Origin of the sequence: uncultured Flavobacterium sp. (genome assembly GCF_963922255.1) — a bacterium.
Classification (GTDB): Bacteria; Bacteroidota; Bacteroidia; order Flavobacteriales; family Flavobacteriaceae; genus Flavobacterium.
This window is the reverse complement of record NZ_CAWUIC010000005.1, coordinates 77,837-103,872: the sequence shown is the minus strand read 5'-3', so window position 1 is coordinate 103,872 and position 26,036 is coordinate 77,837. Positions and strand designations below refer to the sequence as shown.

The following is a 26,036-nucleotide window of genomic DNA, read 5'->3' as shown; positions in this document are numbered from 1 at the left end:
CAAGGTTCTAAAATTATTTTTCTTTGCCTTTATCAAGTCTCTCTTGCCATGATTTTAATTCTTGCCATTTGCCTTCATATGCTAATTGAGCTTGTCTAGGCCAAGTTCCTGGATCATGAATTCTATATCTTTCTCCTGCTTTGTCTAATATTTTATTACATCGGTCAACTGAAGTTTCTGACAGTCTTTTCCAAGTAAGAATTCCAGAAGTTTTGAATAATTCTTCAATTTTTGGACCAATTCCTTCCACAATTTTCAAATCATCTTCTTTAATTTTTTTTCCAAAAACAGCCTTTGCTTCATTAGCATTAAATGCAATTATAGCATTTGGAATATTGGGTTCTGAAACAAAATTGGTTTTTTTAGCAGTCGATTTTTTTTCTTGAGATCGCAAAGTTTCTAAATCATTTTGCAATTGAATGTTTCTTTGTTTACAAGCTTCAAGATCACTTTCGTAGTTATGATCATCATTTTGTAAAGTTTTGTTGTTGCCTTTGCCAATGAAATAGCCTATAACACCACAAATAATTGCAACAATTCCAAAGGTTAATAAAGAAGTCATTTCCATAAATAGATGTTTAATTAAGTAAATTAGAAATTTTATATCCTATAAAAATAAGAAAAAATACTAATAAGACAATATTAAATATCTGTAAATTAAATGTTTGTATTTAGGTATGACTTTTTATTTATTTAAAAAGTAAATTGAAATAGTCAAAACAGTAGCAAAACTAACCCACATAAGGTATGGAATTAGCATATAGGAAGCGTACTTGTTTATTTTCTTGAAAATCAGATATGTTTCATAAATTATTAATAACAATAGTACAATTTCAATACTTGCCAACAAAATATTATTTAATCCAAAAAACAAATAAGACCATAAAGCATTTAGGGCTAATTGAATTGTAAAAAAGAACAACCCTTTTTTAACCAATTCATTGTCTGAAGTAATTTTATCCCAAACTAATCCAGCTGCAATACCCATTAAAATAAAAAGTAATGTCCAAACTGGTGCAAAAACCCAATTAGGTGGATTGAAAGAAGGCTTCTCAATAGTAGGATACCAAGTTTTAATACTTGATTGAGTTACGATTGATGATAAATATCCAACAGTTAAGCAAATTGCCACACAAATTATTATTTTCAAGTACTTATTCATTTTTCAAATGTTTTATACAAATTAACGAAATATCAATTTAATAAACAGACAAAAAAAGTATCTTTGTTAAAATTTTACATTATGATTTCCGAACAGGATTTTATTGCATCAAATTATTCAAGTATTGAAACGGCAACTTTTGAGTGTAGTGCTCCAAGTAACATTGCTTTAGTAAAATATTGGGGAAAAAAGGAAAATCAAATTCCAGCTAATCCATCCATAAGTTTTACATTAAACAATTGCAAAACTATTACTAAAGTAAATTTTGTAAAAAAAGAGTCAAATAATGATTTCTCATTTGATTTATTATTTGAAGGAAAACCAAAAGAAGATTTTAAGCCAAAAATCTTAAAGTTTTTTCAACGAATTGAAAAATATTGCCCTTATTTGAAAGAATATCATATTGTTATTGATACAGAGAATACATTTCCACATAGTTCTGGAATAGCTTCTTCTGCATCTGGAATGGCAGCTTTGGCAATGAATGTAATGTGTTTGGAAAAAGAAATCAATCCTAATTTAACAGAAGATTTATTTCATAAAAAAGCTTCATTTTTAGCTCGTTTAGGAAGTGGAAGTGCTTGTAGAAGCATAAAAGGACAAGTTGTAGTTTGGGGAAATAATGACACAATTAAAGAAAGTTCAGATTTATTTGGAGTAGAATTTAATGAAGTTCATTCAAAATTCAAAAATTACCAAGACACAATTTTATTAGTAGATAAAGGAGAAAAGCAAGTTTCAAGTACTATTGGGCACGATTTGATGTTTGGTCATCCTTATGCCGAGAAACGTTTTGAACAAGCTCATGATAATTTGGCCAAAATCACTAAAATTTTATCAGAAGGGAATATAGAAGAATTCATTAAAATTGTGGAAAGTGAAGCTTTAACACTTCATGCAATGATGATGACTTCAATGCCCTATTTTATTTTAATGAAACCAAATACATTAGAAATAATCAATAGAATTTGGAAGTTTAGAAACGAAAATAATATTCCAGTTTGTTTTACGTTAGATGCTGGAGCTAATGTACATGTATTATATCCCGAAAACGTTAGCGTAAAAGTTTTACAATTTATTCAAGATGAATTAGTTGACTTTTGTCAAAATGGTCAGTATATTTGTGACGAAATTGGAGAAGGTGCTGAATCAAAATAATTTCGTAACTTTACATAACCCAATCAAAAAAACTATGAAAGGACCATTATTTTACTCAAAAATATTACTCTTCGGAGAATATGGAATTATTGAAGACTCAAAAGGGCTTTCAATTCCTTATAATTTTTATAATGGAGCTTTAAAGAAAGATGAAAATCCTTCTGAAGAAGCTATAAAATCTAACAAAAGTTTAGAGCTTTTTTCAGACTATTTAGCACAATTACAAGTTGAGCAACCAACATTAGTTCAGTTTGATATAGAAACTTTAAAAAGTGATATAGCAAATGGAATGTATTTTGATTCAAGTATTCCACAAGGTTATGGAGTAGGAAGTAGTGGTGCACTTGTTGCAGCTATTTATGATAAATATGTTTCTGATAAAATCACAGTTTTAGAAAACCTTACAAGAGATAAGTTATTACAATTAAAAGCTATTTTCGCGCAGATGGAATCATTTTTCCATGGAAAAAGTTCAGGTTTAGATCCTTTAAATAGTTATTTGAGTTTGCCAATTCTTATTAATTCAAAAGACAATATTGAAGCAACCGGAATTCCATTACAAAGTTTAGATGGGAAAGGAGCTGTGTTCTTATTAGATTCTGGAATTATTGGAGAAACTGCTCCAATGGTAAATATTTTCATGGAAAACTTAAAAGATCAAGGTTTCCGAAAAATGTTGAAATCTCAATTTATCAAACATACAGACGCTTGTGTAGAAAACTTTTTACATGGTGATATCAAATCTTTGTTTGCCAATACTAAAAAATTATCTAAAGTAGTTTTAAATAATTTTAAACCTATGATTCCCGAACAATTTCACACGCTTTGGCAAAACGGAATTGAAACAAACGATTATTACTTGAAGCTTTGTGGTTCTGGTGGTGGTGGCTATATTTTAGGATTTACCCAAGATTTAGAGAAAGCAAAAGCATCACTGAAAGACTATAAATTAGAAGTAGTTTATCAGTTTTAAGATGTTATCTAGAAAGTCAAAATTATTTCTTACTAAAATTTTAAGCTTTTTTTCTGTTGTTAGAGGATACAATATTTTTGTAATTGTTCTAGCACAATATTTGGCTGCAATCTTCATTCTTTCTCCAGAAATAAGAGCGTTAGAAGTAATTTTAGATTATCAACTTTTTATTCTAGTTCTAGCTTCATCATTGACAATAGCTTCAGGTTATATCATCAATAATTTTTATGATGCTAAAAAAGATCTAATCAATAGACCACGAAAGGCAATGATTGATAGATTGGTAAGTCAACAAACAAAACTTAAAGTATATTTTGCCATAAATTTCATAGTAGTTCTAATTGCTGGAATAGTTTCTTGGAGAGCTTCTTTATTTTTTTCTGCTTATATTTTCTTAATTTGGTTCTATTCGCATAAACTAAAAAAATATCCAATCATAGGAAATTTTACGGCAGCAGTTTTAGCAGTTTTGCCTTTTTTTGGTATTTTATTGTATTATAAAAACTTTTATCATGTCATTTTTGCACATGCTATGTTTTTATATTTATTAATATTAATTAGAGAATTAATCAAAGATTTAGAAAATATTGAAGGAGATCTGGCTTCTAATTATAAAACAATTCCTGTTTTATTTGGTGAGAAAACCGCTAAATATATTATTTCTGTATTGACAATATTGACGGTAATACCAGTTTATTATTTGGTAGATGTATTCAATATTGGTTACATGGACATTTATTTCTATATAAGCTTACTGGTTTTATTATTTTTTCTGATTCAACTAGGAAAAGCCAAAACAAAACCAGAATATTTAAAACTTCATTTTTTATTAAAATTCATCATTGTAGCTGGAGTTTTTTGTATTGTTTTAATTGAGCCTTCAGTTTTGTTACACGGAAAAAAATTGATTTCCGCTTATTAGTTATATCTTTGCAAAAAATTAGAATAAAATGACGCGTCATCAAGGAAATAATAACGATAAGAAAAAAGGAACTTCTTCAAGACAAGGTGGAGCAAAAAAGCCGAGTACTTCTAGAGGAAATGCACCAATTCGTAAGAAGGCAAGTTCAAAAGTAAAACCAGATTCAAAACCTGAAATTAAGGCAGAGAAAAAACCAAACCAAGCACCTAAAACTCCAAAGAATCCTGATGAAATGCGTTTGAATAAATATATTTCAAACTCAGGTGTTTGTAGTAGAAGAGATGCTGATATTTACATCCAAAGTGGTAATGTAAAAGTAAATGGCATTGTTGTAACTGAAATGGGTTACAAAGTAAAATTAAACGATGAGGTTGTTTTTGATGGAGCAAGATTAAATCCTGAGAAAAAAGAATATATCTTATTAAACAAACCTAAAAACTTTTCAACTGCTGGTGATGATGATAAAAACGCACCAAGTGTTTTAGATTTAGTTCGTGGAGCTACAAAAGCAAAAATTCAACCTGTCGGAAGAATGGATAAAACAACTACAGGTTTATTGTTATTTACTAATGACACAGATGTTATCCGAAAATTTACAGAACCTAATCAAAAAACAAGTAAGTTATATCAAGTTACTTTAGATAAGAATTTACGTTTTGAAGATTTAGAAAAAATAACTTCAGGATTAACAATTGAAAACCACAGAGTTTATGTGGAGGAAGTAAGTTATATTGAAAATCAGCCAAAAAGTGAAATTGGTATCAAAATGAAAACAGCTAATATAAAGGTAATTAGAAAAATATTCGAATACTTAAAATATGATGTTATTAAATTAGACAGAGTCACTTTTGCAGGTTTGACCAAAAAGAATTTACCAAGAGGAAATTATCGTTTCTTGACAGAACAAGAAATTATAAATATCAAAAATATCTAAAACTCAATCCCGAAAATTTCGGGATTTTTTAATCCATATATGACACCAGAATCTTTACAGTCAATTGCTTTTCGTTGGTTTGAAGCCTTTAATAATAAGCAATTAGAAAAATTATTATCGTTATACGAAAACGATGCACAGCATTTTAGTCCAAAACTAAAAATTCGTCAACCAGAAACTAATGGTTTCGTAATTGGAATTGAAGCAATGCGAGTTTGGTGGCAAGATGCATTTGATAGATTACCAACATTAAAATATGAATTAACTTCTTTGACAGCAAATTCAGACAGAGTTTTCATGGAATATGTTAGAAAAGTGGAAGGAGAAGAAGATATGTTAGTGGCTGAAGTTTTAGAAATTAAAGATGGAAAAATTATAAAATCAAGAGTATATCACGGATAATTTAGATTAAAACCTGTTTTAAACCATCAGCTAAACTTATCCAAAGAAAGTTATAAAAAGACTTTTCCTGATTGCGTTCTACTTCGATTTCAGTGGTTTTTAGTTCTTCATTAGAATCGTTTTTTACAAATAAATTCCCAATAGCTGACAAAAATTTATTCTTTTTTAATCTTTTATCATTTTGATAAATTTCAACTTTTAGATCATCATATTTTAAAGAAAACTTACCTTTATTAACTACATCATTTCCAGTAAAATTGAAATAAACTTCATCTAAAATACCTTTAACTTTAACATTCATATACGGTTTTATGAATTCATCTAATTCTTCTGCATCAAATTTATAGATAGAGCCAGCAATTTTAAAACCTTCTGTTCTATCCAAAACATTGAAAGACCAATCCACATTTAAAGGTGATTTTTTCATGAAATTGCAATTAATCTTTATTTTTACATCTGGAAGTTCGGTTTTTTTGTAACCACTTTCGATATTGTTTACCAACATGTTAAAATCATTGAAAAATAATTTTCCTGGACCTTTTTCAAAAGTTTTTTCTTCTTCATAAGTCAAGAATGAATCCTTAATTAAAAGTGTATCAACTTTGATGTCAGCTTTTAAATTTCGTAGTAAATTGGTGTATAGTTCTTTCTTTGACAAATCATCAACAGGCATTTTTCCCCTATAAATATTTGCATTAACTTTATCTAAAATTACAGAATTTGTTTTAAAGAAAAACACATTCTTTTTAAAACCCCAATCCATTTTGTTTATAGAAATTTTTTCTGCTAAAATGGTGTACAAATCCTTTTCCTTAGGTGTTTTTCGGACAAATTCTTCACGAGAACATTTAGGAATTAATTTAAAATTATCAATGTTTAGTCCTTTTTCTGTTGCTAAAAACTTCTTGCTTTTTAATTCATAGAATTCATCAAGTTTATAAAATAAGCTATCGCAGGAAAAAGAATATTTAGAATAATTAATTGGGATTTTTTGATTTAACGTAGTTTCATTTAAGACAATTCCTTCTAATTTAAAATTGATATTATGAGCATTAACTAAAGTTTGATTATTTTCAATATCTAAAATTTTAAATTGACCTTCGTTAAGATGTAAGTCTGTAACTAGAATTATTTTCTCAAAAGGTTTAAAAACTTTAGAGTTTATATTGTTGTAATTATTAATTGCGTTTTCGTTGTTTTTATATAAAACTATGCTTGGTTTTGAAATAACTAAATTGTTAGCCTTGATTTTTTTACCAAATAAAACACTCCAAATATCAAATTCATTTACTTCAATTAGCTCAACATTTCCATAAAGGCCAATTTTTTTATCAGAATTTTTCAAGCTTGTTTTCGGAATAATCGATACATCATGAGCAATAATTCTTGAATTCCAAATTGATAAGTCAACGTCTTTGTATGTGATATTGTAATCTGTATTGTTTTCATTGTTAATGAGTTGAGGAAGTTTTGATTCCACCCAAATATTAACAGCGAAGTTTAAGAAGCCTAAGAATAGAACTATTCCTAAAACAAAAAAAAGAAGTTTTTTAGATTTATTCATTATATTTATTATCAACAATAAATGTATGAATTATTTTAAACCTAAAACCTTAAAAAACAAAAAACCCTCGAATTCGTAAAGAAATCAAGGGTTGTAAGTGGTACCTCCAGGGATCGAACCAGGGACACACGGATTTTCAGTCCGTTGCTCTACCATCTGAGCTAAGGTACCTTGCGGTTAGCGAGTGCAAATATAGAATGATTTTTAATTTATACAAAACAATTATTAAAAAAAATCAATTTGTATCTTTGAACTTTTAAATTATAAAAATGATTATAGCAATTGACGTTGGAAATACAAAAATTAAAGTAGCTGTATTTGAGCAAGATAACTTGATTTTAAAAAAAGATTTTACACATGAAAATTTATTAGAAGGATTAAAAAAAATTTTCAAAAAAAAATCAAAAAGTAATAAAACAATACTTTCTAGCGTTTCAAATGTATCAGATAAGGTTATTTCGTTGCTTAAAAGCGAAACAGAATTATATATTCTTACGCATGAAAGCAGTTTTCCATTTGAAAATAAATACGCTACACCTTCTACTTTAGGAATGGATAGAAAAGTTTTAGTTTCTGGAGCAGTATTGAAATTCCCAAATCAAAATTGCTTAATCATTGATGCAGGTTCATGCATAACCTATGATTTTGTAGATGAGCATAAAAACTATTTTGGAGGCTCAATTTCACCTGGAATAGAAATGAGGTATAAAGCATTAAACCATTATACCGCAAAATTACCAAAACTTGAGTTAGAAGAACCTAGTAATTTAATAGGAGATTCAACTAGTCAATCTATTCATTCTGGTGTGGTCAACGGAGTTTTGTATGAAATTGAAGGTTTTATTAACGATTATTTAAGAGAAAAGAAATATTTAACAATAATTTTAACAGGTGGTGATGCACTTTTTTTGGCTAAAAGATTAAAAAACCCCATATTTGCCAATTCAAATTTCTTACTGGAAAGTTTGAACTTATTATATCAATATAACATACAATGATAAAGAAATTATTTCTTGCATTAACTTTTCTAGCTACAATAGCTATTTCGGCTCAAGAGGGCACATCTTCACCTTATTCTTTCTATGGCTTAGGAGATATTAAATTCAAAGGAACTCATGATGCTAGATCCATGGGGGGATTAGGAATAGCTTACGATTCAATTCATCTGAATTTATTAAACCCAGCAACTTATTCAAGATTAAAAATAACAAATTTTGTTGTTGGTGGAACAACTACTCTTAGTAACCTTTCAAATGAAGAGAAAAGAGAAACAGCTCAAAGAACCTCAATAGACTATTTGGCAGTTGGACTTCCTTTAGGGAAATTTGGAGCAACTTTTGGAGTAATGCCATTTTCTTCAGTAGGTTATAAAATTCAAAATGAATCTACTAATAGTGCAGGTGTTACAACAAACAAAGACTACACGGGTGAAGGAGGTGTAAATAGAGTTTTTGCGGGTGCAGCATATAGTTTTTCTGATAATTTAAGTTTTGGTGTGGATTTTCAATATAATTTTGGAACCATTCAAACAGAGTCATTTATAATCAGTTCTAATTCAATATTGGGAACAAAAGAAATTAATGAATCACGTGTAAGTGGTGTTTCTTCAAACATGTCATTGTTGTATAGTCGAAACATAAATAATGATTTATTATTTACTACAACTTTTGGATATGCACCAGAAGCTAAATTGAATTCTGAAAATTCAAGAAATATTTCTACAATTTATAATTATTCAAATGGAACACAAGTAGTTAATGACGAAAGAGATGTTGTTATTGATGATAATAAATTAGTTATTCCTTCTAAATTTAGTGTTGGAGCAGGTATAGGAAATACTAAAAAGTGGTTTGTTGGCGTTGAATATATAAATACGAAGAATAGTGATTTAGTTAATAGGTTTAATGAAGTTAGAAATTCTTTTTATGAGGATTCACAAAAAATTATAGTTGGTGGGTATTTTATTCCTAAATACAATTCGTTTTCAAGTTACTGGAGCAGAGTAAACTACAGAGCTGGATTTAGATATGAAAACACAGGATTAATAGTTAATTCTAAAGAGATTAATGATTATGGCATAAATTTTGGTCTAGGTTTACCAGTAGGTGGAAGATTCTCTAATATAAACGTAGGATTTGAATACGGGAAAAAGGGAACTGTTTACAATAATTTAATAGAAGAAAATTATTTTAGTTTAAACATTGGTTTATCTTTAAATGATTTATGGTTCGAAAAAAGAAAATATGATTAATACAAATTTTTACAAAATGAAGACGAAATTAACATTGGTATTATTAATTGCATTTAGTTTTTTAACTAATGCTCAGTCTAATGACAAATGCGCTGAAGATATTCAGTACCTAGTTCAGTTCAGTAAATCAAAAGACTACAATGATGCATATCCATATTTGCAAAACATGAGAAAGACATGTCCTTCTTATCACAAAGCAATTTACATTTATGGAGAGTTTATTTTAAAAGATAAAATTGACAACGCACAAATTGTGGCAGACAAAGAAGCTTTCGTTAAAGATTTAGTTGTTTTATATGGAGAGCATGATAAATACTACCCAGGTAATGGAGCAGGTAATTCAGTAAAAAAAGCATTATTGCTTCTAGATCATAAAATGGGAACTAAAGATGAAGTTTATGGTTATTTGGATACAGCTTTTAAAACTGAGCCAGAAAGTTTTACTTCAGCGAGAGCATTGTATACTTATTTTGAATTATTCGTTGATGATTATGAAGCAGAAAAAAAAGGAATTGAATTACAACAAGTATTCGATAAATATGATGAAATCACTGAGAAATTAGAATTAGAAGAAAAAGGTCTTTCTGATGAATTAGATGTTTTATTAAATAAAATTGAAGCTCAAGAAGAACTTTCAGATAAAGAAACAAGACTTAAAGAAAGAAACGAATATAATTTAGAACAGTTTAGCACAGTTAAAAGTAGTATGGATGCAAAGATTGTATTGCTTTCAACATGTGAAAAACTTATTCCTTTCTACCAAAAAACATTTGAAGAAAAGAAAACAGATGTACTTTGGTTAAAAAGAGCAGCTGAACGTTTAGAGTCTAAAGATTGTGATTCTGATCCTTTATTTACTAAAATATCGGAGCAATTACACAAATTAAACCCAACAGCTGAATCAGCTTATTTATTAGGAGTTGCTGCTCAAAGAGCTAAAAACACAACTAAAGCTTTAGAGTATTTTAATCAATCTGCACAATTATTTACAGATGCTACTAAAAAAGCAAAAGTATATTACAAAATTGCAACAATGTACGGAACAGGAAACAAAACACAAGCTCGTACTTATGCTAAAAAAGCATTAGCTGCTAAGCCATCTTTTGGTCAGGCTTATATGTTAATAGCTCAATTATATGCTTCAAGTGCTAATGATTGTGGTAAAACACCATTTGAAAAAAGAGCTGTTTATTGGTTATGTGCTCAATATGCTAATAAAGCAGCAGCAGTTGATCCAGCATTAAAAGCAACAGCTTCAAGACAAGCAGCTTCATATAATGCAAGTGCTCCTTCAAAAACAGATATTTTTAACGAAGGTAAAGCTGGTCAAACAATATCATTTAATTGTTGGATTGGTGAATCTATTACTGTTCCGAACTTAGGCAGATAATGATTAAGAATTTCAAAAATATAATCACTTACATAGTCACAGTTTTTGCTGTGGCTATGTTTTTTTCATGTGAAAGTAATTTTAAAGAAGTTCAAAAATTAAATCAAAAAAAATTTACTCCAACAGGTCAAGCTGATACTATTAATTTAGTATACACAGATTCTGGAAGAGTCAAGGCTATCTTAGTGAGTCCAAAAATGATTGATTATGGTACGCTTGAAAATCCTTATACAGAATTTCCTAAAGGTGTAAAAGTCACTATTTATGATGATAAGGAAAACAAAAGTTATGTAGATGCTGATTATGCAGTGTCATATAAAAAAACAAACCTTATAGATTTACAAGGAAATGTAAAAATCACTTCCTTTGATAATAAAATTCTAGAAACTTCTCAATTATACTATGACCAAAAAAACGAATGGTTTTTTACCGAAAAACATTTCAAATATTCAGATGGTCAAGGTGGTTTTCTTCAAGGTCCAGGAGTTGATTTTAGTAAAGACTTTACAATTTTCAACATGCAGAAAAGTAATGGTGAAGTAAATAATATAGACTAAAGATAGTGTAGTTATTTATAAAATTTATACTTTTGATAAAAATACAACCATGAGTTTTCTAAAATATTTTCATTACGTTTATTTAATATTTACATTATTTTTTCTTTATGATGCTCTTGTAAAGTATCAAAATGGAGAAAGCGTTTTGCTAAGCCTTTTGTTAGGTGGTGCTGCGTTGTTCATGTTTTTTTTCAGAAGCAAGTTCAACAAAAAATTCAATAAATAAATACATAAATTAATCCAATTGTATGGAAATAACAATTATAGTTATTTGTTTATTGCTTTCTGCTTTTTTCTCAGGGATGGAAATTGCCTATTTTTCATCTAACAAGGTCTTTTTGTCTATTGAAAAAAGACAAAATAATTTCAATGCAAACATTTTAAATAAACTTACCGAAAAACCTTCTCAATTTATAACAGCAATGCTTGTGGGAAACAATGTTGCGTTGGTTATTTATGGATTTGTAACAGGAGAATTAATCACAAGAAGGTTGGAAACAATAGCTCCCTTTTTTAAAGATGAGTTTGTTAGTTTGCTTTCTCAAACAGTGTTGTCAACTATTTTAATATTGTTTACAGCAGAATTTTTACCCAAAGTTTTTTTTCAAATTTACTCTAACAAGTTAATTAAACTTTTAGCTGTTCCTGCTTATTTTTTTTATCTGTTGTTTTATTGGGTTTCCAATTTTATTATTTGGATTTCTGATTTTATTTTAAAAAAATTCTTTAAAACAGAAGGGGATCAAGTACAGGATTATTTTAGTAAAGTCGAATTGGGAAATTATATCAACGAACAAATGAGTTCAGTTGCAGACAATGAAGAAGTGGATTCTGAAATTCAGATATTTCAAAATGCACTTGAATTTTCTGAGCTTAAAGCTCGGGATATTATGACACCTAGAACAGAAATTGCAGGTGTAGATATTACAGATAGTGTTTCAGAACTAAGAGAATTATTTGTCAATACAGGATATTCTAAAATTGTAGTATATCAAAACTCTGTAGATGATGTTTTAGGGTATGTGCATTCGTTTGAGTTGTTTAAAAAACCAAAAAACATAAAATCTATAATGATGACTATTGAATATGTTCCTGAAACAATTTTCATCAAAGATTTACTAGATATTTTGACCAAAAAGCGAAAAAGTATGGCCGTTATTCTTGATGAATATGGAGGAACTTCAGGTTTAATTACGGTTGAAGATATTATAGAAGAACTTTTTGGAGAAATTGAAGACGAACACGACTTGGGTGAGGAAAAAATTGATGAAGAAATAGAAGAAGGAGTTTATTTGTTCTCGGCAAGATTGGATGTAGAATATATCAATCAGAAATATAATTTAGAAATACCTGAGAGTGATTCTTATTCGACTTTAGGTGGTTTTATAGTTGATTATACCAAAGATTTTCCTCAAAATGGAGAAAAAATTCACATAGAAAATTTCGAAATAACAATACATTCTGCAAGTAATAAAAAAATTGAACTTGTAAAACTTTCATTATCTGAAGAAAAAAGATAAAAATATCGCTTTAGTATTTTTATTATTTCATAGATAATTGTATTTTCGCCCTCTGTAAAAAATAAACAAATTAAAAAATGGCAATTTTATCAAAAATTAGACAACGTTCATTTTTCTTAATAGTTATCATCGCATTAGCCTTATTCTCATTTGTGTTAGCCGATGTAATTAAAAGTGGATCTTTTGGTAGTAGTTCAAAATATGCAGGTACTGTAAATGGCGAAAACATTATGGGACAAGAGTTCCAGCAAAAAGTCGGTCAAGCAGAACAGCAAGGGATGAGCAATGTGCAAGCTTCAAATGGAGTTTGGGATCAAGAAGTTAAGAGAATTATCTTAGCTGAACAATTTGAAGAATTAGGGTTACGAGTTGGTCCAGACCAATTAATCAACGTAATGAAAGAAAATCCTAATTTTGCATCAAATCCACAATTTCAAAATGAAGCAGGTAAATTTGACGCGGCAAAATTCAAAGAATACGTTAGTGCTAATTTTTTAAAGCAAGGTCCAGAACAAAGAGCGCAATGGGAAGCTTTTGAAGCTGATGTAGAAAGAATGTTTACTGAACAAATGTATTATACATTAATAAAATCAGGTTTACAAACAACTCAAGCAGAAGGTCAAGCTCTGTATGAAGAAGAAAATGACAAAGTAGATTTTGATTTTGTAACATTAGGATATTCAACAGTAAATGATGATGAAGCAAAAGTATCAGATGATGAAATAATGGCTTACATTAAAAAGAATGAGAAAAAATTTAAGTCAGATAAAATGGCCGATTTAGAATTGGTTTTCATTGAAAATAAGCCTTCTAAAGCTGACGAAGATGCGATGAAAAACTCTATTCAAGGTTTGTTGAATGGTAAAGTGGAATATAATAAAGAAACGAATTCAAACGATACATTGCCAAGTTTTAAAAATGCTACTGATGTTGCTGATTTTGTTAATAAAAATTCAGACATCAAATTTGATTCTACTTATGTTGCTAAGAAAGATTTACCTTTAGAATATCAAGAGCAATTATTTAATTTACCAGTTGGAGAAGTTTTCGGACCATATACCGATAATGGATATCAAAAATTATCAAGAAAAATTGGAAGTAAATCAGGTTCGGCTGCAAAAGCGAGCCATATTCTAATTTCTTATGCAGGAGCAGAAAGAGCTGATCCAGCTATAACTAGAACTAAAGAAGAAGCAAAAGCAAAAGCTAACGAATTATTAGCACAAGCAAAAGCTAATCCGTCTGGTTTCGCTGCTTTAGCAACAGCTAATACTGATGATCCAGGTTCAAAACAAACAGGTGGAGAATATGATGATATTGCACCAAACCAAATGGTAAAACCGTTTAATGATTTTGTGTTTAATAGTCCAATTGGAAGTATTGGTGTTGTTGAAACTGATTTTGGTTTCCACGTAATCAAGGTGTCTGATAAATATAATTCAGTTTTATTAGCTACAGTTGCTCAAAAAATAGAGCCATCGGAAACAACTACGGATCAAAACTATACTAAAGCGTCTAAATTTGAAGCAGACGCAAATTCTAAAGACTTTGCTCAGGTAGCAAAAGATATGGGATTAGAAGTAACTCAAGTGCCAAATATCAAAACATCTGATGAAAACGTATCAATAGTTGGTCCGCAAAGAGGAATTGTTCTTTGGGCATTTGAAAATGATACAGAAATAGGAGATGTAAAACGTTTTGATGTGCCAACAGGATTTGTAGTGGCAAGATTAAAATCTATCAATGATACAGGTTTAACTACAGTAGAGAATGCAAGAATACAAGTTGAACCAATTTTAAAGAATGAAAAGAAGGCTGTTATCTTAAGAAAGAAAATGACAGGTAAAACATTAGAAGAAGTTTCAAAATCTTCAAGTGCATCTATACTTCCAGCTACAGGTGTAGTATTCAAAAGTGCTTTGGTTCCAAATATTGGACCAGAACCTAAAGTTGTTGGAAAAGCATTTGCTCAAAAAGCAGGAACGACTTCAAGTTTAATTGATGGTGCATATGGTGTTTATATGATAAAAACAAAGGCAATAACTAAAGCTAATGCAATACCAAACTATACTTCTTATGTAAATCAAGCAAAATCGCAAGCTCAAGGTTCTGCATCAAATAAAGTTATAGAGGCTTTAAAAGCTAAATCTGAAATTGAAGATTTAAGAATTCAGTAGTTTAAGTTTTATAATTACAAATTAAAAATCCCGAGCAAATGTTCGGGATTTTATTTTTAAGAAAGGTATAATTTACAAAATCATTTCTTCATATTTCAAAATCGTCTCATAGCCTTTACTTGAAAAATAAAATAACGGGTTTTCTTTTGAAACAACCATAACAAAATCTCCACCCCAAGCACCAAGACTTTTTACAGTTCCCTTAAAATCTGGGAACAAAGATTCTTTAACGGTTAGTTGTTCTAAAACATCACTTAATAATATTTCATGTTTGTCTAAAGCAGCCATAAAATCATTAATATCATTTGTTTCAGATACAAATTCAGTGATTTTATCAATTTTACTTTTTACTTTATCTAAAGAAAATTGTTTATTCAGATAATTATTGATGGCAGATTTGCTACTTTGTTTCTTATTTAAATACACAAAATAAATATGCTCTTTAAATTCTGGATTAAAATCAACCGTTTCAAAAACTGGTTTTTCGTCCTCTAAATGATAAATAATTGATTGATTTGTTTGAGCACATGCAATATCATAACCACTTCCACCAAAACTATTTTTCAGTAACTCAAATGCATTAATATTCAACCATTGCCCTAAATTGTTAATTAATGTTGAAGAAGTTCCTAAACCCCAAAATCTAGGAAAAGTTAATATAGTATCAATCGAATAACCTTCGGCATTTTCAATAAATTCAGGATTTAATAAATAAGCATGATGTAAAATTTCAACTAAAGTGTTTTTTACCTTATCTTCAGTGAAAGTTGTTTTCTCAATTATGGCATCAAAAAGAATTTCAGCTTCAAACCAAATGCTTCCATCAGCATCATAACTTTTCCAAATTATTTTCTTTCCTAAAGCTGGTGTAATTTCTAAATCTTGACCAAATTTAGTGGGTACGGCTAAAGATCTTGTACCATTTAAAACCAAATATTCACCTGTTAGTAATAATTTTCCGTTGCTATAATAGGTTTCTTTTTTCATGTCTTATTTTCTAATCTTCTCCAAATAATCCACAACCAAACTATGAGATACTGTAGTGTCATTAAAATAAGTAATGACTTTTTCCTTTTCTTCTTTAGTTGCTTGAAATTGATTCAAAATGTTATGAATGTGCATTTTCATATGTCCTTTTTGAATTCCGGTTGTTGTTAACGAACGTAAAGCTGCAAAATTTTGAGCTAAACCTGTAACTGCAACAATTTTCATTAAATCTTCAGCAGAAGGTTTTCCCAACATTTCTAATGAAAATTTCACTAAAGGATGCAAGCTTGTCAAACCACCAACAGTTCCCAAGGCTAACGGAATTTCCAACCAAAATTTAAAAATTCCATTTTCAATAGAAGCATGTGATAAACTCGAATAACTTCCGTTTCTACTGGCATAAGCATGTGCTCCTGCTTCAATAGCTCTAAAATCATTTCCTGTAGCTAATACAACAGCGTCAACACCATTCATTATTCCTTTGTTGTGGGTCACAGCTCTATAAGGTTCGATTTCTGCAATCTGAACTGCTTTTACAAATTTTTCTGCAAATTCATTAGGATTGATTCCGTCATTTTCATTCAACTCTTCTACTTTGCAAGAAACTTCAGCTCTAACCACACAATTCGGAACAAAATTGCTCAAAATACACATGATAATTTGAACTTGTTTCTCACTTTCAGAAAACCCTTCATAAGAATTTACTTCCCTTTCCAATGTTTTAGCAAATTGCTCTAAACAGGAATTGATAAAATTCGCACCCATACTATCCTTCGTGTTAAAAGTAGCATGTAATTGATAGTATTTTACTAATTTATCAGTTTTGTTAACTAATTTAATATCTAAGATTCCACCACCACGTTTTTCCATGTTTTTGGTGATAGATTCTGTGTCTTTATAAAAAGCTGGTTTGATATCGTTAAAAAAATCTTCTAATTTTTTAAATGAACCTGAATATGAAAAGTGTACGTGTCCAATTTTTTCTGTTCCTAAAACCGTAGCTTTAAAACCACCACGAGAAGCCCAAAATTTAGCCGATTTACTTGCAGCAGCCACAACCGAACTTTCTTCAATTGCCATTGGAACTGTGTATTGTTTATCATTTATTACAAAATTAGGAGCAACTCCAAGAGGTAAATAAAAATTGGTTAACGTGTTTTCTATAAATTCGTCATGTAGTTTTTGCAATTGACTGTCCGAATTCCAATATTGTTTTACTAATTTTTCGGCTTCTTCAGGATTTGAAAAGTAAGTCGAAGTAATCCATTGTATTTTTTCTTCTTTGGTAAGTTTAGAGAAACCTTTATTTTGAAGCATCGATTATTTTTTTTTACAAAGATAAGTAAGATAAAACAGATTTTAACAACCTTTTTTTAGTGAATATATCATAAAAAGCAAGGTTTTCTCATATATTTTTAGTAAAATTGGGAGTTTTTTACCTTACATCATTATGACAAGAAAAATTATATTAGGAATTTTATTCCTATTTACTTCATTATCAATTGTTGCTCAGCAAAAAATCACTTTAGAAGAGATTTGGTCAGGAGCTTTCAGAACAGAAAGAATGGATGAACTCCAAGCCATGAAGAACACAAATCAATACACAGTATTAGATTTTAACAGAACTTCAAGAAGTACAAAAATCGACTTATATGATTTTGCAACTTTAGAAAAAGTTTCAACTTTGATAGATACTAAAGATTTTCCAGAATTAACTTCAATTGACAGTTATACGTTTGATAAAGACGAAAAAAAGATCTTAATTGCATCAAATTCGGCTCCAATTTTTAGACATTCATTCACAGCGGATTATTTTGTGTACGATATTTCATCAAAAAAACTATCAAAATTTACAGATAAGAAAATCCAAGAACCAACATTTTCATCCGATGGAACTAAAATAGCTTACGCTTTTGAAAACGATTTATACGTTTATGATGCAATTTCGGGTTCACATTTGCAAATTACAAATGACGGAAAGAAAAATAGCATCATCAACGGTATTACAGACTGGGTTTACGAAGAAGAATTTGCTTTTGTAAAAGCATATGATTGGAATGCTAACGGAACAAAAATCGCTTACATTCGTTTTGATGAATCAGAAGTACCAGAATTTTCTATGGATATGTACAACCAAGGATTATATCCAACACAAGAAGTTTTTAAATATCCAAAAGCTGGTGAGAAAAACGCTGTTGTTTCGTTACATACTTATGATTTAAAAACAGGAAAGTCACAAAAAATTAATTTAGGGGATTATAAAGATTTTTACATTCCAAGAATTAAATGGACAAATGATTCAAATATTCTAAGTGTTCAAGTCATGAACCGTCATCAAAATAATTTGGATTTACATTTTGTAGATTCAAATTCAGGAAAAACTACAATCGTTTTAAATGAAAAAGATAAAGCTTACATTGATGTTACAGATAACTTAACGTTCTTAAAAGACAACAGTTTTATTTGGACTTCAGAAAAAGATGGATACAATCACATTTATCATTATGATAAAAACGGCAAATTAAAAAAACAAATTACTTCAGGAAAATGGGAAGTGACAAATTATTATGGTTTCAATGAGAAATCAGGAATAATTTATTATCAATCTGTTGAAAATGGTTCTATAAATAGAGATGTTTATTCTATAAAAATTGATGGAAAATCTAAAACAAGATTATCATCAAAAACGGGAACAAATAGTGCAACTTTTAGTCCAAATTTTGATTATTATATTAATTCGTTTTCAAGCGCAACTCAAGCACCATCTTATACTTTGAATGAATCAAATTCAGGAAAAGAAATCAAAAAGATTTTATCAAACGAAGCTGCTGAAGAAAAGTTAAGGAAGTATGGAATTACTCCAAAAGAGTTTTTTACTTTAAAAACAGCAAAAGGAAATGAGTTAAATGCTTACATTATTAAACCAGCTGATTTTGATGCTTCCAAAAAATATCCAGTTTTTATGACACAATATTCTGGACCAGGTTCTCAAGAAGTTCATAATTCTTGGAATTCGTATAATGATTATTGGTTCTATATGTTAGCTCAAAAGGGTTATATAATTGTTTGTGTGGATGGAAGAGGAACAGGTTTCAAAGGAGCAGATTTCAAAAAAGTCACTTATAAAGAATTGGGTAAATATGAAGTAGAAGACCAAATTGATGCAGCAAAAGTAATTGGAAAATACGATTATGTAGATGCTTCAAGAATTGGAATTTGGGGTTGGAGTTATGGAGGATTCATGAGTAGTAACTGTATTCTAAAAGGGAATGATGTGTTTAAAACAGCGATTGCTGTAGCACCAGTTACAAGTTGGAGATATTATGATTCCATTTACACAGAAAGATACATGCAAACGCCACAAGAAAATGCAAGTGGTTACGATGATAATTCACCCATAAATCATGTGAAAAAATTAAAAGGAAATTACCTTTTAATTCACGGAACAGCTGATGATAATGTACACGTGCAAAACACTATGAAAATGGTGGAAGCTTTAGTACAAGCCAACAAACAATTCGATTGGGCAATTTATCCAGATAAAAACCACGGAATTTATGGTGGTGCCACAAGGTTACAATTGTTTACAAAAATGACGAACTTTCTTTTAGAGAAATTATAATTAAAACCAATACAAGATGATTGAGAAACAAGATGATTTATTAGTAAAGCACTTAAGTAACAGAGGTATAGACGATTCAATGGTTATGAATCATCCAGCTTCGTTATTTGTGCTTTTTTTTACTGAAATGTGGGAACGTTTTTCTTATTATGGAATGCGTGCTTTGTTGACTGTGTTTTTAGTAAGTGAACTTGTTAATGGTGGATGGGCTTGGACTAATGAGGAAGCCCTAAAATTATACGGTTTATATACTGGATTAGTGTACTTAACCCCTTTACTAGGAGGGATGATTGCTGATAAATTTACAGGCTATCGTAAAGCAATTTTGATTGGTGCGTTAATTATGACTTTAGGTCATGCATCAATGGCACTTGAAGGGTTTAGTCAGAATTTTTTCTATGTAGGTTTACTATTTATGATATTAGGTAATGGTATGTTTAAACCAAACATTTCGTCGATGGTTGGTCAATTATATCCAGACTCTAGTTCAAAAAAGGATGCAGGTTATACCATTTTTTACATGGGAATTAATGCAGGAGCATTTTTAGGAATGTTATTGTGTGGATATATTGGTGAAAAAATTGGGTGGCACTATGGTTTTGGTTTAGCAGGTGTTTTTATGTTTTTTGGGATGTTACAATTCTTTTTTGCACAAAAGATATTTGGTGTAATCGGACAAAATGTTAATATAGAGAAAAAAGCAGAATTGTCTGCAGAAGAAGATGCAACAGAAATAATGGCTCCTCATATTGTAAGAGATAGATTGATTGTTGTTTCTGTATTAATGGTTGCAAGTATATTTTTCTTTTTTGCTTTTGAACAAGCAGGAGGATCGATGACTTTATTTGCTAAAGATTATACTCAAAGAGCCTTGACAGGAGATTCTGCTGTCTTTTTTAAGTGGATAGATGCGATTTTAACTATTTTTCCAATCGCTATTGTAACCTATGTTCTATATGGTTTAGCTAGAAAAATTTATGTAAAATATCCACTAACTATTATTTTTACAGCAATATCATTTATAATAATTTGGGCTTTAGGAATATGGAAAGTATATAGAGAATATTCTTTAGAAACGACTGAAGTGACCGTTTCATGGTTTCAGATATTAAATTCTTTCTTCATAATTACTTTAGCATCATCATTTAGTAAAATATGGGAAAAAGTATGGAATCCATCTGGGCCTGTTAAATTTGCTCTTGGGTTAATAATGGTTACTGTTGGTTTTTTTGCACTTTCTTACGGAAGTTTGAGTATTCCTCAAGGAGCTAAAACAGCTTCAGTTAGTATGCTTTGGTTAATATTAGCTTATTTTTTCCATACTATGGGAGAATTATGTTTATCACCAGTAGGCTTATCTTATGTAAGTAAATTATCACCTAAAAAATTCGTAGGTTTATTGTTTGGATTTTGGTTTACTGCTTCTGCTATCGCTAATTTCATAGCAGGTTATACAGGTGCTTACATTGACAAAATTTCAGCTATGTATTCTTTATCTACTTTTTTTATTATTATTGCAGCAATCCCAATGACTGCAGCAGTATTACTATTATTATTCAATAAAAAATTAGTAAAAATGATGCATGGTATCAAATAATTATAATTTCTTTTTAATATTCACATAAAATACAATTTTAAATAATAATAAATGTCAGAAACTACATCAAATCCAGATTTTTTTGAATCTAAAGTATTAGGCCATCCGGCTGGACTATTCGTATTGTTTTTTACAGAAATGTGGGAACGATTTTCATTCTACGGAATGCGCGTTTTATTAATTTTGTTTTTAACAGCTGCACTAATGGGTGATAATCCAGGTTGGGGTTGGAGTGCAGAAAATGCAGGAGCATTGTATGGAACTTACGCTATGCTTCTTTATATTACTCCCATTTTTGGAGGTATTATTGCCGATAGATTCATTGGATATCGTTGGGCTGTTGTAATTGGTTCAATTATTATGACATTGGGTCATGCAGCAATGGCTTTAGAATCTGAATTAATGCTGTATTTAGGTCTTGGATTATTAGTTATTGGTACAGGTTTCTTTAAACCCAATATGACATCAATTTTGTCAGAAATGTATAAAAACTTTCCAGAGAAAAAAGATGGAGCTTACACTATATTCTATATGGGCGTAAATGCAGGAGCTTTTTTTGGAATGATGTTATGTGGTTACTTAGCTGCAAATCTTGGATGGCATTGGGGCTTCGGTTTAGCCGGTATTTTTATGCTGTTAGGAACTATTCAGTTTTGGTTAGCTAAACCTTTATTTGGAGATATTGGAGAAGTACCTACCAAAGAAAAGAAAGCTATTGAAGCTGCAAGAGCTGCTGCATCTACTAATGAAGATGATAAACTAAATCCTTACACAAAAATTGATATTGCTTTAATAATTATTACTACGATAATAGGTTTATTATATGCTTTTAACGATCCTTTGTCAAAAATAGGTGGAATTAATTTATTTGATTTTAAGTTAGGTGATTTAGATGGCTCCATTGTTATGATTTTAATTGCATTGTTACTATTCTTATATTTAGTAATCTCGCGTTTAATGAGATATACAACTATTATTCGTCATAGAATGATTGCAGTAATCATATTTGCATTCTTTACAATATTTTTCTGGATGTCATTTGAACAAGGAGCTTCTTCATTGGTGATTTTTGCGCGTGATAGTGTAGATAGAACATTAGTAGGGTCTTCTTTAACAATATTCAATGTTGTAAATACTTTACTTACTGTTGTACCCTTATTAATTATTTCTTGGGTATTGATTCTTTTGGCAAAACAAACCTATAAGAAAGCTTTAATGTCGAATGTGGTATTAGCAGTTACTTTTATTGGAATTTGGGGAATTGCTATATGGATGCTCTTTAATGAATTTAGCAAATCAGCTTCAGAAATAGATCCTAGTTGGTTTTCCATCTTAAATTCATTCTTTATTATTGCCTTTGCTTCAACAGTATCTAAACTTTGGGACAGTAAGTATAATCCTTCTGCAGCAGTAAAATACGGACTAGGATTAATTATCATGGCTGTTGGGTTTGGACTTTTAGCTTACGGTTCTTATGGTATTCAAGAAGGTATTAAAGTGTCAATGTTATGGTTAATATTGGCTTACTTATTTCATACTTTAGGAGAGTTGTTTTTATCTCCAGTTGGATTGTCGTATGTAAGTAAGCTGGTTCCAGCTAGAATGATAGGTTTTATGTTTGGAATGTGGTATTTAGCTATAGCAATAGGTAACAAATTAGCAGCTGTTTTAGGAGGCCAAATAGAAAACATTACGAATGAATACAGTTTATCAACTTTTTTCTTAATTTTTACTATTGTGCCAACAGTTGCAGGATTATTAGTAATGGCACTAAATCCAGTTTTAAAGAAATTAATGCACGGTGTTAGATAACAAACAAATTTTGGCATCTTTTTTGTCTAATTTTGTTCAAAATCTATTAAAATGAAAAAAATACTATTTATACTTTTTATAAGCTTGTCTTCATTTTTTGTAAATGCACAAGAAGATTTAACTTGGCATACTGATATGTCTAAAGCATCTGAACTTTCTATGAAAGAAAAGAAACCATTAATGTTATTCTTTACAGGTTCTGATTGGTGTGGTTGGTGTATTCGTTTGCAAAATGAAGTCTTTAAAAAAGAAGACTTTGCAAAATGGGCTAAGGAAAATGTGATTTTAGTGGAATTAGATTTCCCTAAAAGAACACCACAAGATGATGCAATAAAAATGCAAAATGCCCAACTACAACAAATTTTTCAAGTTAGAGGTTATCCAACGGTTTGGTTGGTTAATCCTGAAAAAACTGATGAAGGTAAAATTAATTTAAATGCTTTGGGAAGTACTGGTTATGTTGCTGGTGGTTCAGAAAAGTGGTTAGAATCAGCAAATACAATAATTAAGAAATAAAAATTATGAAAAAGTTACTATTGGTTTTAAGTATTAGTCTTTTTAGTGTCGCTTCATTTGCTCAAGAAATAAAATGGATGACCATGAATGAAGCTCTTGAAGCTCAAAAAAAAGATCCAAAACCTATTTTTATGGATGTTTACACAGATTGGTGTGGGCCGTGTAAAATGTTAGATAAAAATACTTTTCATGATGCAAGTATCGTAGAATTAGTCTCTAAAAATTATTATGCCGTTAAATTTAATGCAGAAGGTAATGAAATAATTACTTTTAAAGGTGTAAAATATACAAACCCTAAATATGTAGCCGGAAAAACAGGAAGAAATAGTATGCATGAATTTACTTCCTTTTTAGCAGTACAAGGCTATCCAACAATGTATATATTTGATAAAGATGGAGATATTAAGTCAAACATTGTAGGTTATAGAACAGCGGAACAGCTTAAAACTGAATTGTAAATTAATAAGAATTACATTTTATAAAATCCCTTTTCGGCAATAGCATGAAAAGGGATTTTGTATTTTATACAAGTTGCTTTCCATCTTTTTATTGAGGTGTGGGAATTGCTTTTGTCAGCAACTATAACTTTTGGTTTTGCAGTCAAAATTAACCTTTCAATATTTATTCTTGAATTTTGCCTAATAATTACAACATCAGGTTTTAAATTTATATTATAAATTGCACTTTCATCTACTATAATTATTTTTGTATTTTTAAAAAAAAGTACATTTTCTAATGGTTGAAATAAAACTTTCGGATTAAATTTAGCCGTTACATATTCTTGAATACTTTGATTTTCGGTTATCAAACTATCATTAGAAAAAACCGTAATTTTATTAGCATCAAAAATAGAAATTGCACTTTCTTTAACATTAAAAACAATCAATTCATTTTTATGTGATGTTTCATTTTTTGTATAAAAATATAAAGCCTGAAAAGACAAAACCAAACACAAAACATATAAAACACGTTTGTTTTTAGGGTTATAAATCCAATAAATTACACTTAAAATCAAAAGATATAATCCTAAAGTCAATATTGGAGTAAATGTGATATTCTTAATAACATAATTTTGAAAACTAGATAACCAGTGAATGTAATTATTCATTACTTCTACCAAAATGGAAATTAGTTTTCCTAAAAGTAATGCCAAAGGTGAATAAACAAAATTCAGAAAAAGAACTACAATTCCAAATATTAAAACAGCAGTTGCAATTGGAATTACAATAAAATTTGCCAATAAAAACAATGTTGGAACTTGCTTAAAATACAACATCATAAAAGGCAAAACACCTATTTGAGCTGCAAGTGAAACCAAAAACAAATCAGTAATGTAGACTACAATTTTATTTTTAGAATAATAAAATTTTTGATAAAAAGGCTGAAATAATAATATTGAAAACACAGCTGCATAACTTAATTGAAAACCAACATCAAAAATATAAAGAGGGTTGTAAATCAACAAGATTAAAAACGAAGCAGCAACTGCATTGAACATAAAATTCTTTCGATTTAAAAAAGTGCCAAAGGCAATTAAACTAAACATAGTAACTGATCTAGTTATAGAGGCAGACATTCCTGAAATCAAGGCAAATAACCATAAAAGTAGAATTATAACAACAAGTTTAATTACTTTTCCATGTTTAATGCGATTTAGAAATCCAAAAATGAAATTAAAAAAAGCATAAATAATTCCAATATGTAAACCAGAAATTGCCAAAATATGAACAACTCCTGCATTTTTATAATCGTTTAAAGTCTCGCTATCAATTTGTTGTTTTTGACCTAATAATAAAGCGTTAATTATAGATTTTGTTCGAATAGAAAAATGATGTTTGTCAAAACTATGAACTAATTTTTGACGCAATTCATTAACATAAAACGTAAAATTTTTGACTTTACTTTCTATATAATAATCATTTTCAAAACACTTTATTTGATGAAAAACATTCTGATTAGCCATGTAATTTGAATAATCAAAAGTGTTTGGATTATAATTTTTTTGAATCGGTTTAATTTCAGACTGAAAACTTACTAAATCACCAATTTGTAAAGAATCAGGATTTTTATTCGAAAAATAAACCAGAATTTTACCTGAACTTTTTTGATGATTAAACGAATATATTTCAACTAAAAACTTAGTGTAGAATTCATTTGATTTTAAAGTCTCAACAACTAAACCTTTTATGCTATTTGATTCTTTAATATCAAAATTTGTATAATGGTTTTTATGATTAATATCTTGATGAACGTATAATGATAAGGCACTTATTGATAGAATCAAAAAATAAGTTATCAATCCAAAAAAGATGTTTTTTGTGTTTTTATTTCTGTTGTAAAATAATAAGATGATAAATAAAACAGATGAAATGACTGTTGAATATAAAACTGTATTTAATGAAAAACACAGATAATTCTGGATTATAATTCCTAATCCAAAACAAAAAGCAATGGTGATAATTGGATACTTTAGTACATCCATTTATGATAAG

At 29.3% G+C, this 26,036-nt stretch carries 22 protein-coding genes and 1 tRNA gene; 16 read left to right on the top strand and 7 right to left on the bottom strand.

Annotated elements, in window-relative coordinates; translation table 11 throughout:
• Positions 1 to 13: 13 nt before the first annotated feature.
• Entirely contained in the window at positions 14 to 562 is a 549-nt protein-coding gene (locus tag AABJ49_RS05915) for a hypothetical protein (protein WP_338376927.1), read from the bottom strand.
• A 123-nt stretch (positions 563 to 685) separates the two neighbouring features.
• Positions 686 to 1,162 (bottom strand): TspO/MBR family protein, encoded by a 477-nt coding sequence (locus tag AABJ49_RS05910; protein WP_338376925.1) that lies wholly within the window; start codon positions 1,160 to 1,162, stop codon positions 686 to 688.
• 81 nt (positions 1,163 to 1,243) lie between these two features.
• On the opposite strand from AABJ49_RS05910, the gene AABJ49_RS05905 reads away from it, so the two are divergent.
• Genes AABJ49_RS05905 through AABJ49_RS05885 form a run of 5 tightly spaced genes read left to right on the top strand, consistent with a single transcriptional unit; the run spans position 1,244 to position 5,551 of the window.
• On the top strand, positions 1,244 to 2,320 hold the full coding sequence (locus tag AABJ49_RS05905) for a diphosphomevalonate decarboxylase (protein ID WP_338376923.1): 1,077 nt from the start codon (positions 1,244 to 1,246) through the stop codon (positions 2,318 to 2,320).
• Positions 2,321 to 2,354: 34 nt separating this feature from the next.
• Positions 2,355 to 3,293, top strand: coding sequence for a mevalonate kinase (locus tag AABJ49_RS05900; protein WP_338376921.1), 939 nt, complete (start codon positions 2,355 to 2,357; stop codon positions 3,291 to 3,293).
• 1 nt (position 3,294) lies between these two features.
• Positions 3,295 to 4,215, top strand: coding sequence for a geranylgeranylglycerol-phosphate geranylgeranyltransferase (locus AABJ49_RS05895; RefSeq protein ID WP_338376919.1), 921 nt, complete (start codon positions 3,295 to 3,297; stop codon positions 4,213 to 4,215).
• 28 nt (positions 4,216 to 4,243) lie between these two features.
• A complete protein-coding gene (locus AABJ49_RS05890) occupies positions 4,244 to 5,149 on the top strand; it encodes a pseudouridine synthase (protein WP_338376917.1) in 906 nt (301 codons plus the stop codon).
• 39 nt (positions 5,150 to 5,188) lie between these two features.
• Positions 5,189 to 5,551: a nuclear transport factor 2 family protein gene (locus AABJ49_RS05885; protein ID WP_338376916.1), complete on the top strand. Its 363-nt coding sequence runs from the start codon at positions 5,189 to 5,191 to the stop codon at positions 5,549 to 5,551.
• 1 nt (position 5,552) lies between these two features.
• Here the strand turns inward: AABJ49_RS05885 and AABJ49_RS05880 are convergent, their stop codons facing one another.
• Both AABJ49_RS05880 and AABJ49_RS05875 read right to left on the bottom strand, forming a co-directional pair.
• Positions 5,553 to 7,115, bottom strand: a complete 1,563-nt coding sequence (locus tag AABJ49_RS05880; RefSeq protein ID WP_338376914.1) for a hypothetical protein — start codon at positions 7,113 to 7,115, stop codon at positions 5,553 to 5,555.
• 98 nt (positions 7,116 to 7,213) lie between these two features.
• Positions 7,214 to 7,286 (bottom strand) — tRNA-Phe (locus AABJ49_RS05875).
• Positions 7,287 to 7,384: 98 nt separating this feature from the next.
• On the opposite strand from AABJ49_RS05875, the gene AABJ49_RS05870 reads away from it, so the two are divergent.
• The 6 genes from AABJ49_RS05870 (at position 7,385) to AABJ49_RS05845 (ending at position 15,010) form a co-directional block, all read left to right on the top strand.
• Positions 7,385 to 8,113 (top strand): type III pantothenate kinase, encoded by a 729-nt coding sequence (locus AABJ49_RS05870; protein ID WP_338376913.1) that lies wholly within the window; start codon positions 7,385 to 7,387, stop codon positions 8,111 to 8,113.
• Positions 8,110 to 9,366, top strand: coding sequence for a hypothetical protein (locus tag AABJ49_RS05865; RefSeq protein WP_338376911.1), 1,257 nt, complete (start codon positions 8,110 to 8,112; stop codon positions 9,364 to 9,366). The genes AABJ49_RS05870 and AABJ49_RS05865 overlap by 4 nt, the downstream gene beginning before the upstream one ends.
• Before the next feature lie 16 nt (positions 9,367 to 9,382).
• Complete coding sequence (locus tag AABJ49_RS05860; RefSeq protein ID WP_338376908.1) at positions 9,383 to 10,756, top strand: tetratricopeptide repeat protein; 1,374 nt, start codon at positions 9,383 to 9,385, stop codon at positions 10,754 to 10,756.
• Complete coding sequence (lptC, locus tag AABJ49_RS05855; RefSeq protein ID WP_338376906.1) at positions 10,756 to 11,313, top strand: LPS export ABC transporter periplasmic protein LptC; 558 nt, start codon at positions 10,756 to 10,758, stop codon at positions 11,311 to 11,313. Before AABJ49_RS05860 ends, lptC begins: the two co-directional genes overlap by 1 nt.
• A 248-nt stretch (positions 11,314 to 11,561) precedes the next feature.
• The gene (locus AABJ49_RS05850) at positions 11,562 to 12,833 is read left to right on the top strand and encodes a hemolysin family protein (protein ID WP_338376904.1); all 1,272 of its coding nucleotides are present in this window, start codon (positions 11,562 to 11,564) and stop codon (positions 12,831 to 12,833) included.
• Between the two features lie 77 nt (positions 12,834 to 12,910).
• Positions 12,911 to 15,010: a peptidylprolyl isomerase gene (locus tag AABJ49_RS05845; RefSeq protein ID WP_338376902.1), complete on the top strand. Its 2,100-nt coding sequence runs from the start codon at positions 12,911 to 12,913 to the stop codon at positions 15,008 to 15,010.
• Positions 15,011 to 15,082: 72 nt separating this feature from the next.
• Here the strand turns inward: AABJ49_RS05845 and AABJ49_RS05840 are convergent, their stop codons facing one another.
• Complete coding sequence (locus tag AABJ49_RS05840; protein WP_338376901.1) at positions 15,083 to 15,997, bottom strand: GYDIA family GHMP kinase; 915 nt, start codon at positions 15,995 to 15,997, stop codon at positions 15,083 to 15,085.
• Between the two features lie 3 nt (positions 15,998 to 16,000).
• Positions 16,001 to 17,314, bottom strand: coding sequence for a hydroxymethylglutaryl-CoA reductase, degradative (locus AABJ49_RS05835; RefSeq protein ID WP_338376900.1), 1,314 nt, complete (start codon positions 17,312 to 17,314; stop codon positions 16,001 to 16,003).
• 133 nt (positions 17,315 to 17,447) lie between these two features.
• Here AABJ49_RS05835 and AABJ49_RS05830 point away from each other — a divergent pair, with 133 nt between their 5' ends.
• The 5 genes from AABJ49_RS05830 to AABJ49_RS05810 all read left to right on the top strand — a co-directional run bounded on the left by AABJ49_RS05830 (position 17,448) and on the right by AABJ49_RS05810 (position 24,002).
• Positions 17,448 to 19,619, top strand: a complete 2,172-nt coding sequence (locus AABJ49_RS05830) for a S9 family peptidase (RefSeq protein ID WP_338376899.1) — start codon at positions 17,448 to 17,450, stop codon at positions 19,617 to 19,619.
• Between the two features lie 79 nt (positions 19,620 to 19,698).
• Complete coding sequence (locus AABJ49_RS05825; RefSeq protein ID WP_338377044.1) at positions 19,699 to 21,216, top strand: peptide MFS transporter; 1,518 nt, start codon at positions 19,699 to 19,701, stop codon at positions 21,214 to 21,216.
• Between the two features lie 51 nt (positions 21,217 to 21,267).
• Entirely contained in the window at positions 21,268 to 23,028 is a 1,761-nt protein-coding gene (locus AABJ49_RS05820) for a peptide MFS transporter (RefSeq protein ID WP_338376897.1), read from the top strand.
• 51 nt (positions 23,029 to 23,079) lie between these two features.
• Positions 23,080 to 23,544: a thioredoxin family protein gene (locus tag AABJ49_RS05815; protein ID WP_338376895.1), complete on the top strand. Its 465-nt coding sequence runs from the start codon at positions 23,080 to 23,082 to the stop codon at positions 23,542 to 23,544.
• Between the two features lie 5 nt (positions 23,545 to 23,549).
• On the top strand, positions 23,550 to 24,002 hold the full coding sequence (locus tag AABJ49_RS05810) for a thioredoxin fold domain-containing protein (protein WP_338376893.1): 453 nt from the start codon (positions 23,550 to 23,552) through the stop codon (positions 24,000 to 24,002).
• A gap of 11 nt (positions 24,003 to 24,013) precedes the next feature.
• Here AABJ49_RS05810 and AABJ49_RS05805 read toward each other — a convergent pair whose 3' ends face one another.
• A complete protein-coding gene (locus AABJ49_RS05805; RefSeq protein WP_338376892.1) occupies positions 24,014 to 26,026 on the bottom strand; it encodes a ComEC/Rec2 family competence protein in 2,013 nt (670 codons plus the stop codon).
• Positions 26,027 to 26,036: the final 10 nt, after the last annotated feature.

What these genes read in the sequence shown, in the direction of transcription:
- AABJ49_RS05915 (WP_338376927.1), bottom strand. Translation starts at nt 562, where the DNA reads ATGACTTCTTTATTAACCTTTGGAATTGTTGCAATTATTTGTGGTGTT.
- AABJ49_RS05910 (WP_338376925.1), bottom strand. Translation starts at nt 1,162, where the DNA reads ATGAATAAGTACTTGAAAATAATAATTTGTGTGGCAATTTGCTTAACT.
- AABJ49_RS05905 (WP_338376923.1), top strand. Translation starts at nt 1,244, where the DNA reads ATGATTTCCGAACAGGATTTTATTGCATCAAATTATTCAAGTATTGAA.
- AABJ49_RS05900 (WP_338376921.1), top strand. Translation starts at nt 2,355, where the DNA reads ATGAAAGGACCATTATTTTACTCAAAAATATTACTCTTCGGAGAATAT.
- AABJ49_RS05895 (WP_338376919.1), top strand. Translation starts at nt 3,295, where the DNA reads ATGTTATCTAGAAAGTCAAAATTATTTCTTACTAAAATTTTAAGCTTT.
- AABJ49_RS05890 (WP_338376917.1), top strand. Translation starts at nt 4,244, where the DNA reads ATGACGCGTCATCAAGGAAATAATAACGATAAGAAAAAAGGAACTTCT.
- AABJ49_RS05885 (WP_338376916.1), top strand. Translation starts at nt 5,189, where the DNA reads ATGACACCAGAATCTTTACAGTCAATTGCTTTTCGTTGGTTTGAAGCC.
- AABJ49_RS05880 (WP_338376914.1), bottom strand. Translation starts at nt 7,115, where the DNA reads ATGAATAAATCTAAAAAACTTCTTTTTTTTGTTTTAGGAATAGTTCTA.
- AABJ49_RS05870 (WP_338376913.1), top strand. Translation starts at nt 7,385, where the DNA reads ATGATTATAGCAATTGACGTTGGAAATACAAAAATTAAAGTAGCTGTA.
- AABJ49_RS05865 (WP_338376911.1), top strand. Translation starts at nt 8,110, where the DNA reads ATGATAAAGAAATTATTTCTTGCATTAACTTTTCTAGCTACAATAGCT.
- AABJ49_RS05860 (WP_338376908.1), top strand. Translation starts at nt 9,383, where the DNA reads ATGAAGACGAAATTAACATTGGTATTATTAATTGCATTTAGTTTTTTA.
- lptC (WP_338376906.1), top strand. Translation starts at nt 10,756, where the DNA reads ATGATTAAGAATTTCAAAAATATAATCACTTACATAGTCACAGTTTTT.
- AABJ49_RS05850 (WP_338376904.1), top strand. Translation starts at nt 11,562, where the DNA reads ATGGAAATAACAATTATAGTTATTTGTTTATTGCTTTCTGCTTTTTTC.
- AABJ49_RS05845 (WP_338376902.1), top strand. Translation starts at nt 12,911, where the DNA reads ATGGCAATTTTATCAAAAATTAGACAACGTTCATTTTTCTTAATAGTT.
- AABJ49_RS05840 (WP_338376901.1), bottom strand. Translation starts at nt 15,997, where the DNA reads ATGAAAAAAGAAACCTATTATAGCAACGGAAAATTATTACTAACAGGT.
- AABJ49_RS05835 (WP_338376900.1), bottom strand. Translation starts at nt 17,314, where the DNA reads ATGCTTCAAAATAAAGGTTTCTCTAAACTTACCAAAGAAGAAAAAATA.
- AABJ49_RS05830 (WP_338376899.1), top strand. Translation starts at nt 17,448, where the DNA reads ATGACAAGAAAAATTATATTAGGAATTTTATTCCTATTTACTTCATTA.
- AABJ49_RS05825 (WP_338377044.1), top strand. Translation starts at nt 19,699, where the DNA reads ATGGTTATGAATCATCCAGCTTCGTTATTTGTGCTTTTTTTTACTGAA.
- AABJ49_RS05820 (WP_338376897.1), top strand. Translation starts at nt 21,268, where the DNA reads ATGTCAGAAACTACATCAAATCCAGATTTTTTTGAATCTAAAGTATTA.
- AABJ49_RS05815 (WP_338376895.1), top strand. Translation starts at nt 23,080, where the DNA reads ATGAAAAAAATACTATTTATACTTTTTATAAGCTTGTCTTCATTTTTT.
- AABJ49_RS05810 (WP_338376893.1), top strand. Translation starts at nt 23,550, where the DNA reads ATGAAAAAGTTACTATTGGTTTTAAGTATTAGTCTTTTTAGTGTCGCT.
- AABJ49_RS05805 (WP_338376892.1), bottom strand. Translation starts at nt 26,026, where the DNA reads ATGGATGTACTAAAGTATCCAATTATCACCATTGCTTTTTGTTTTGGA.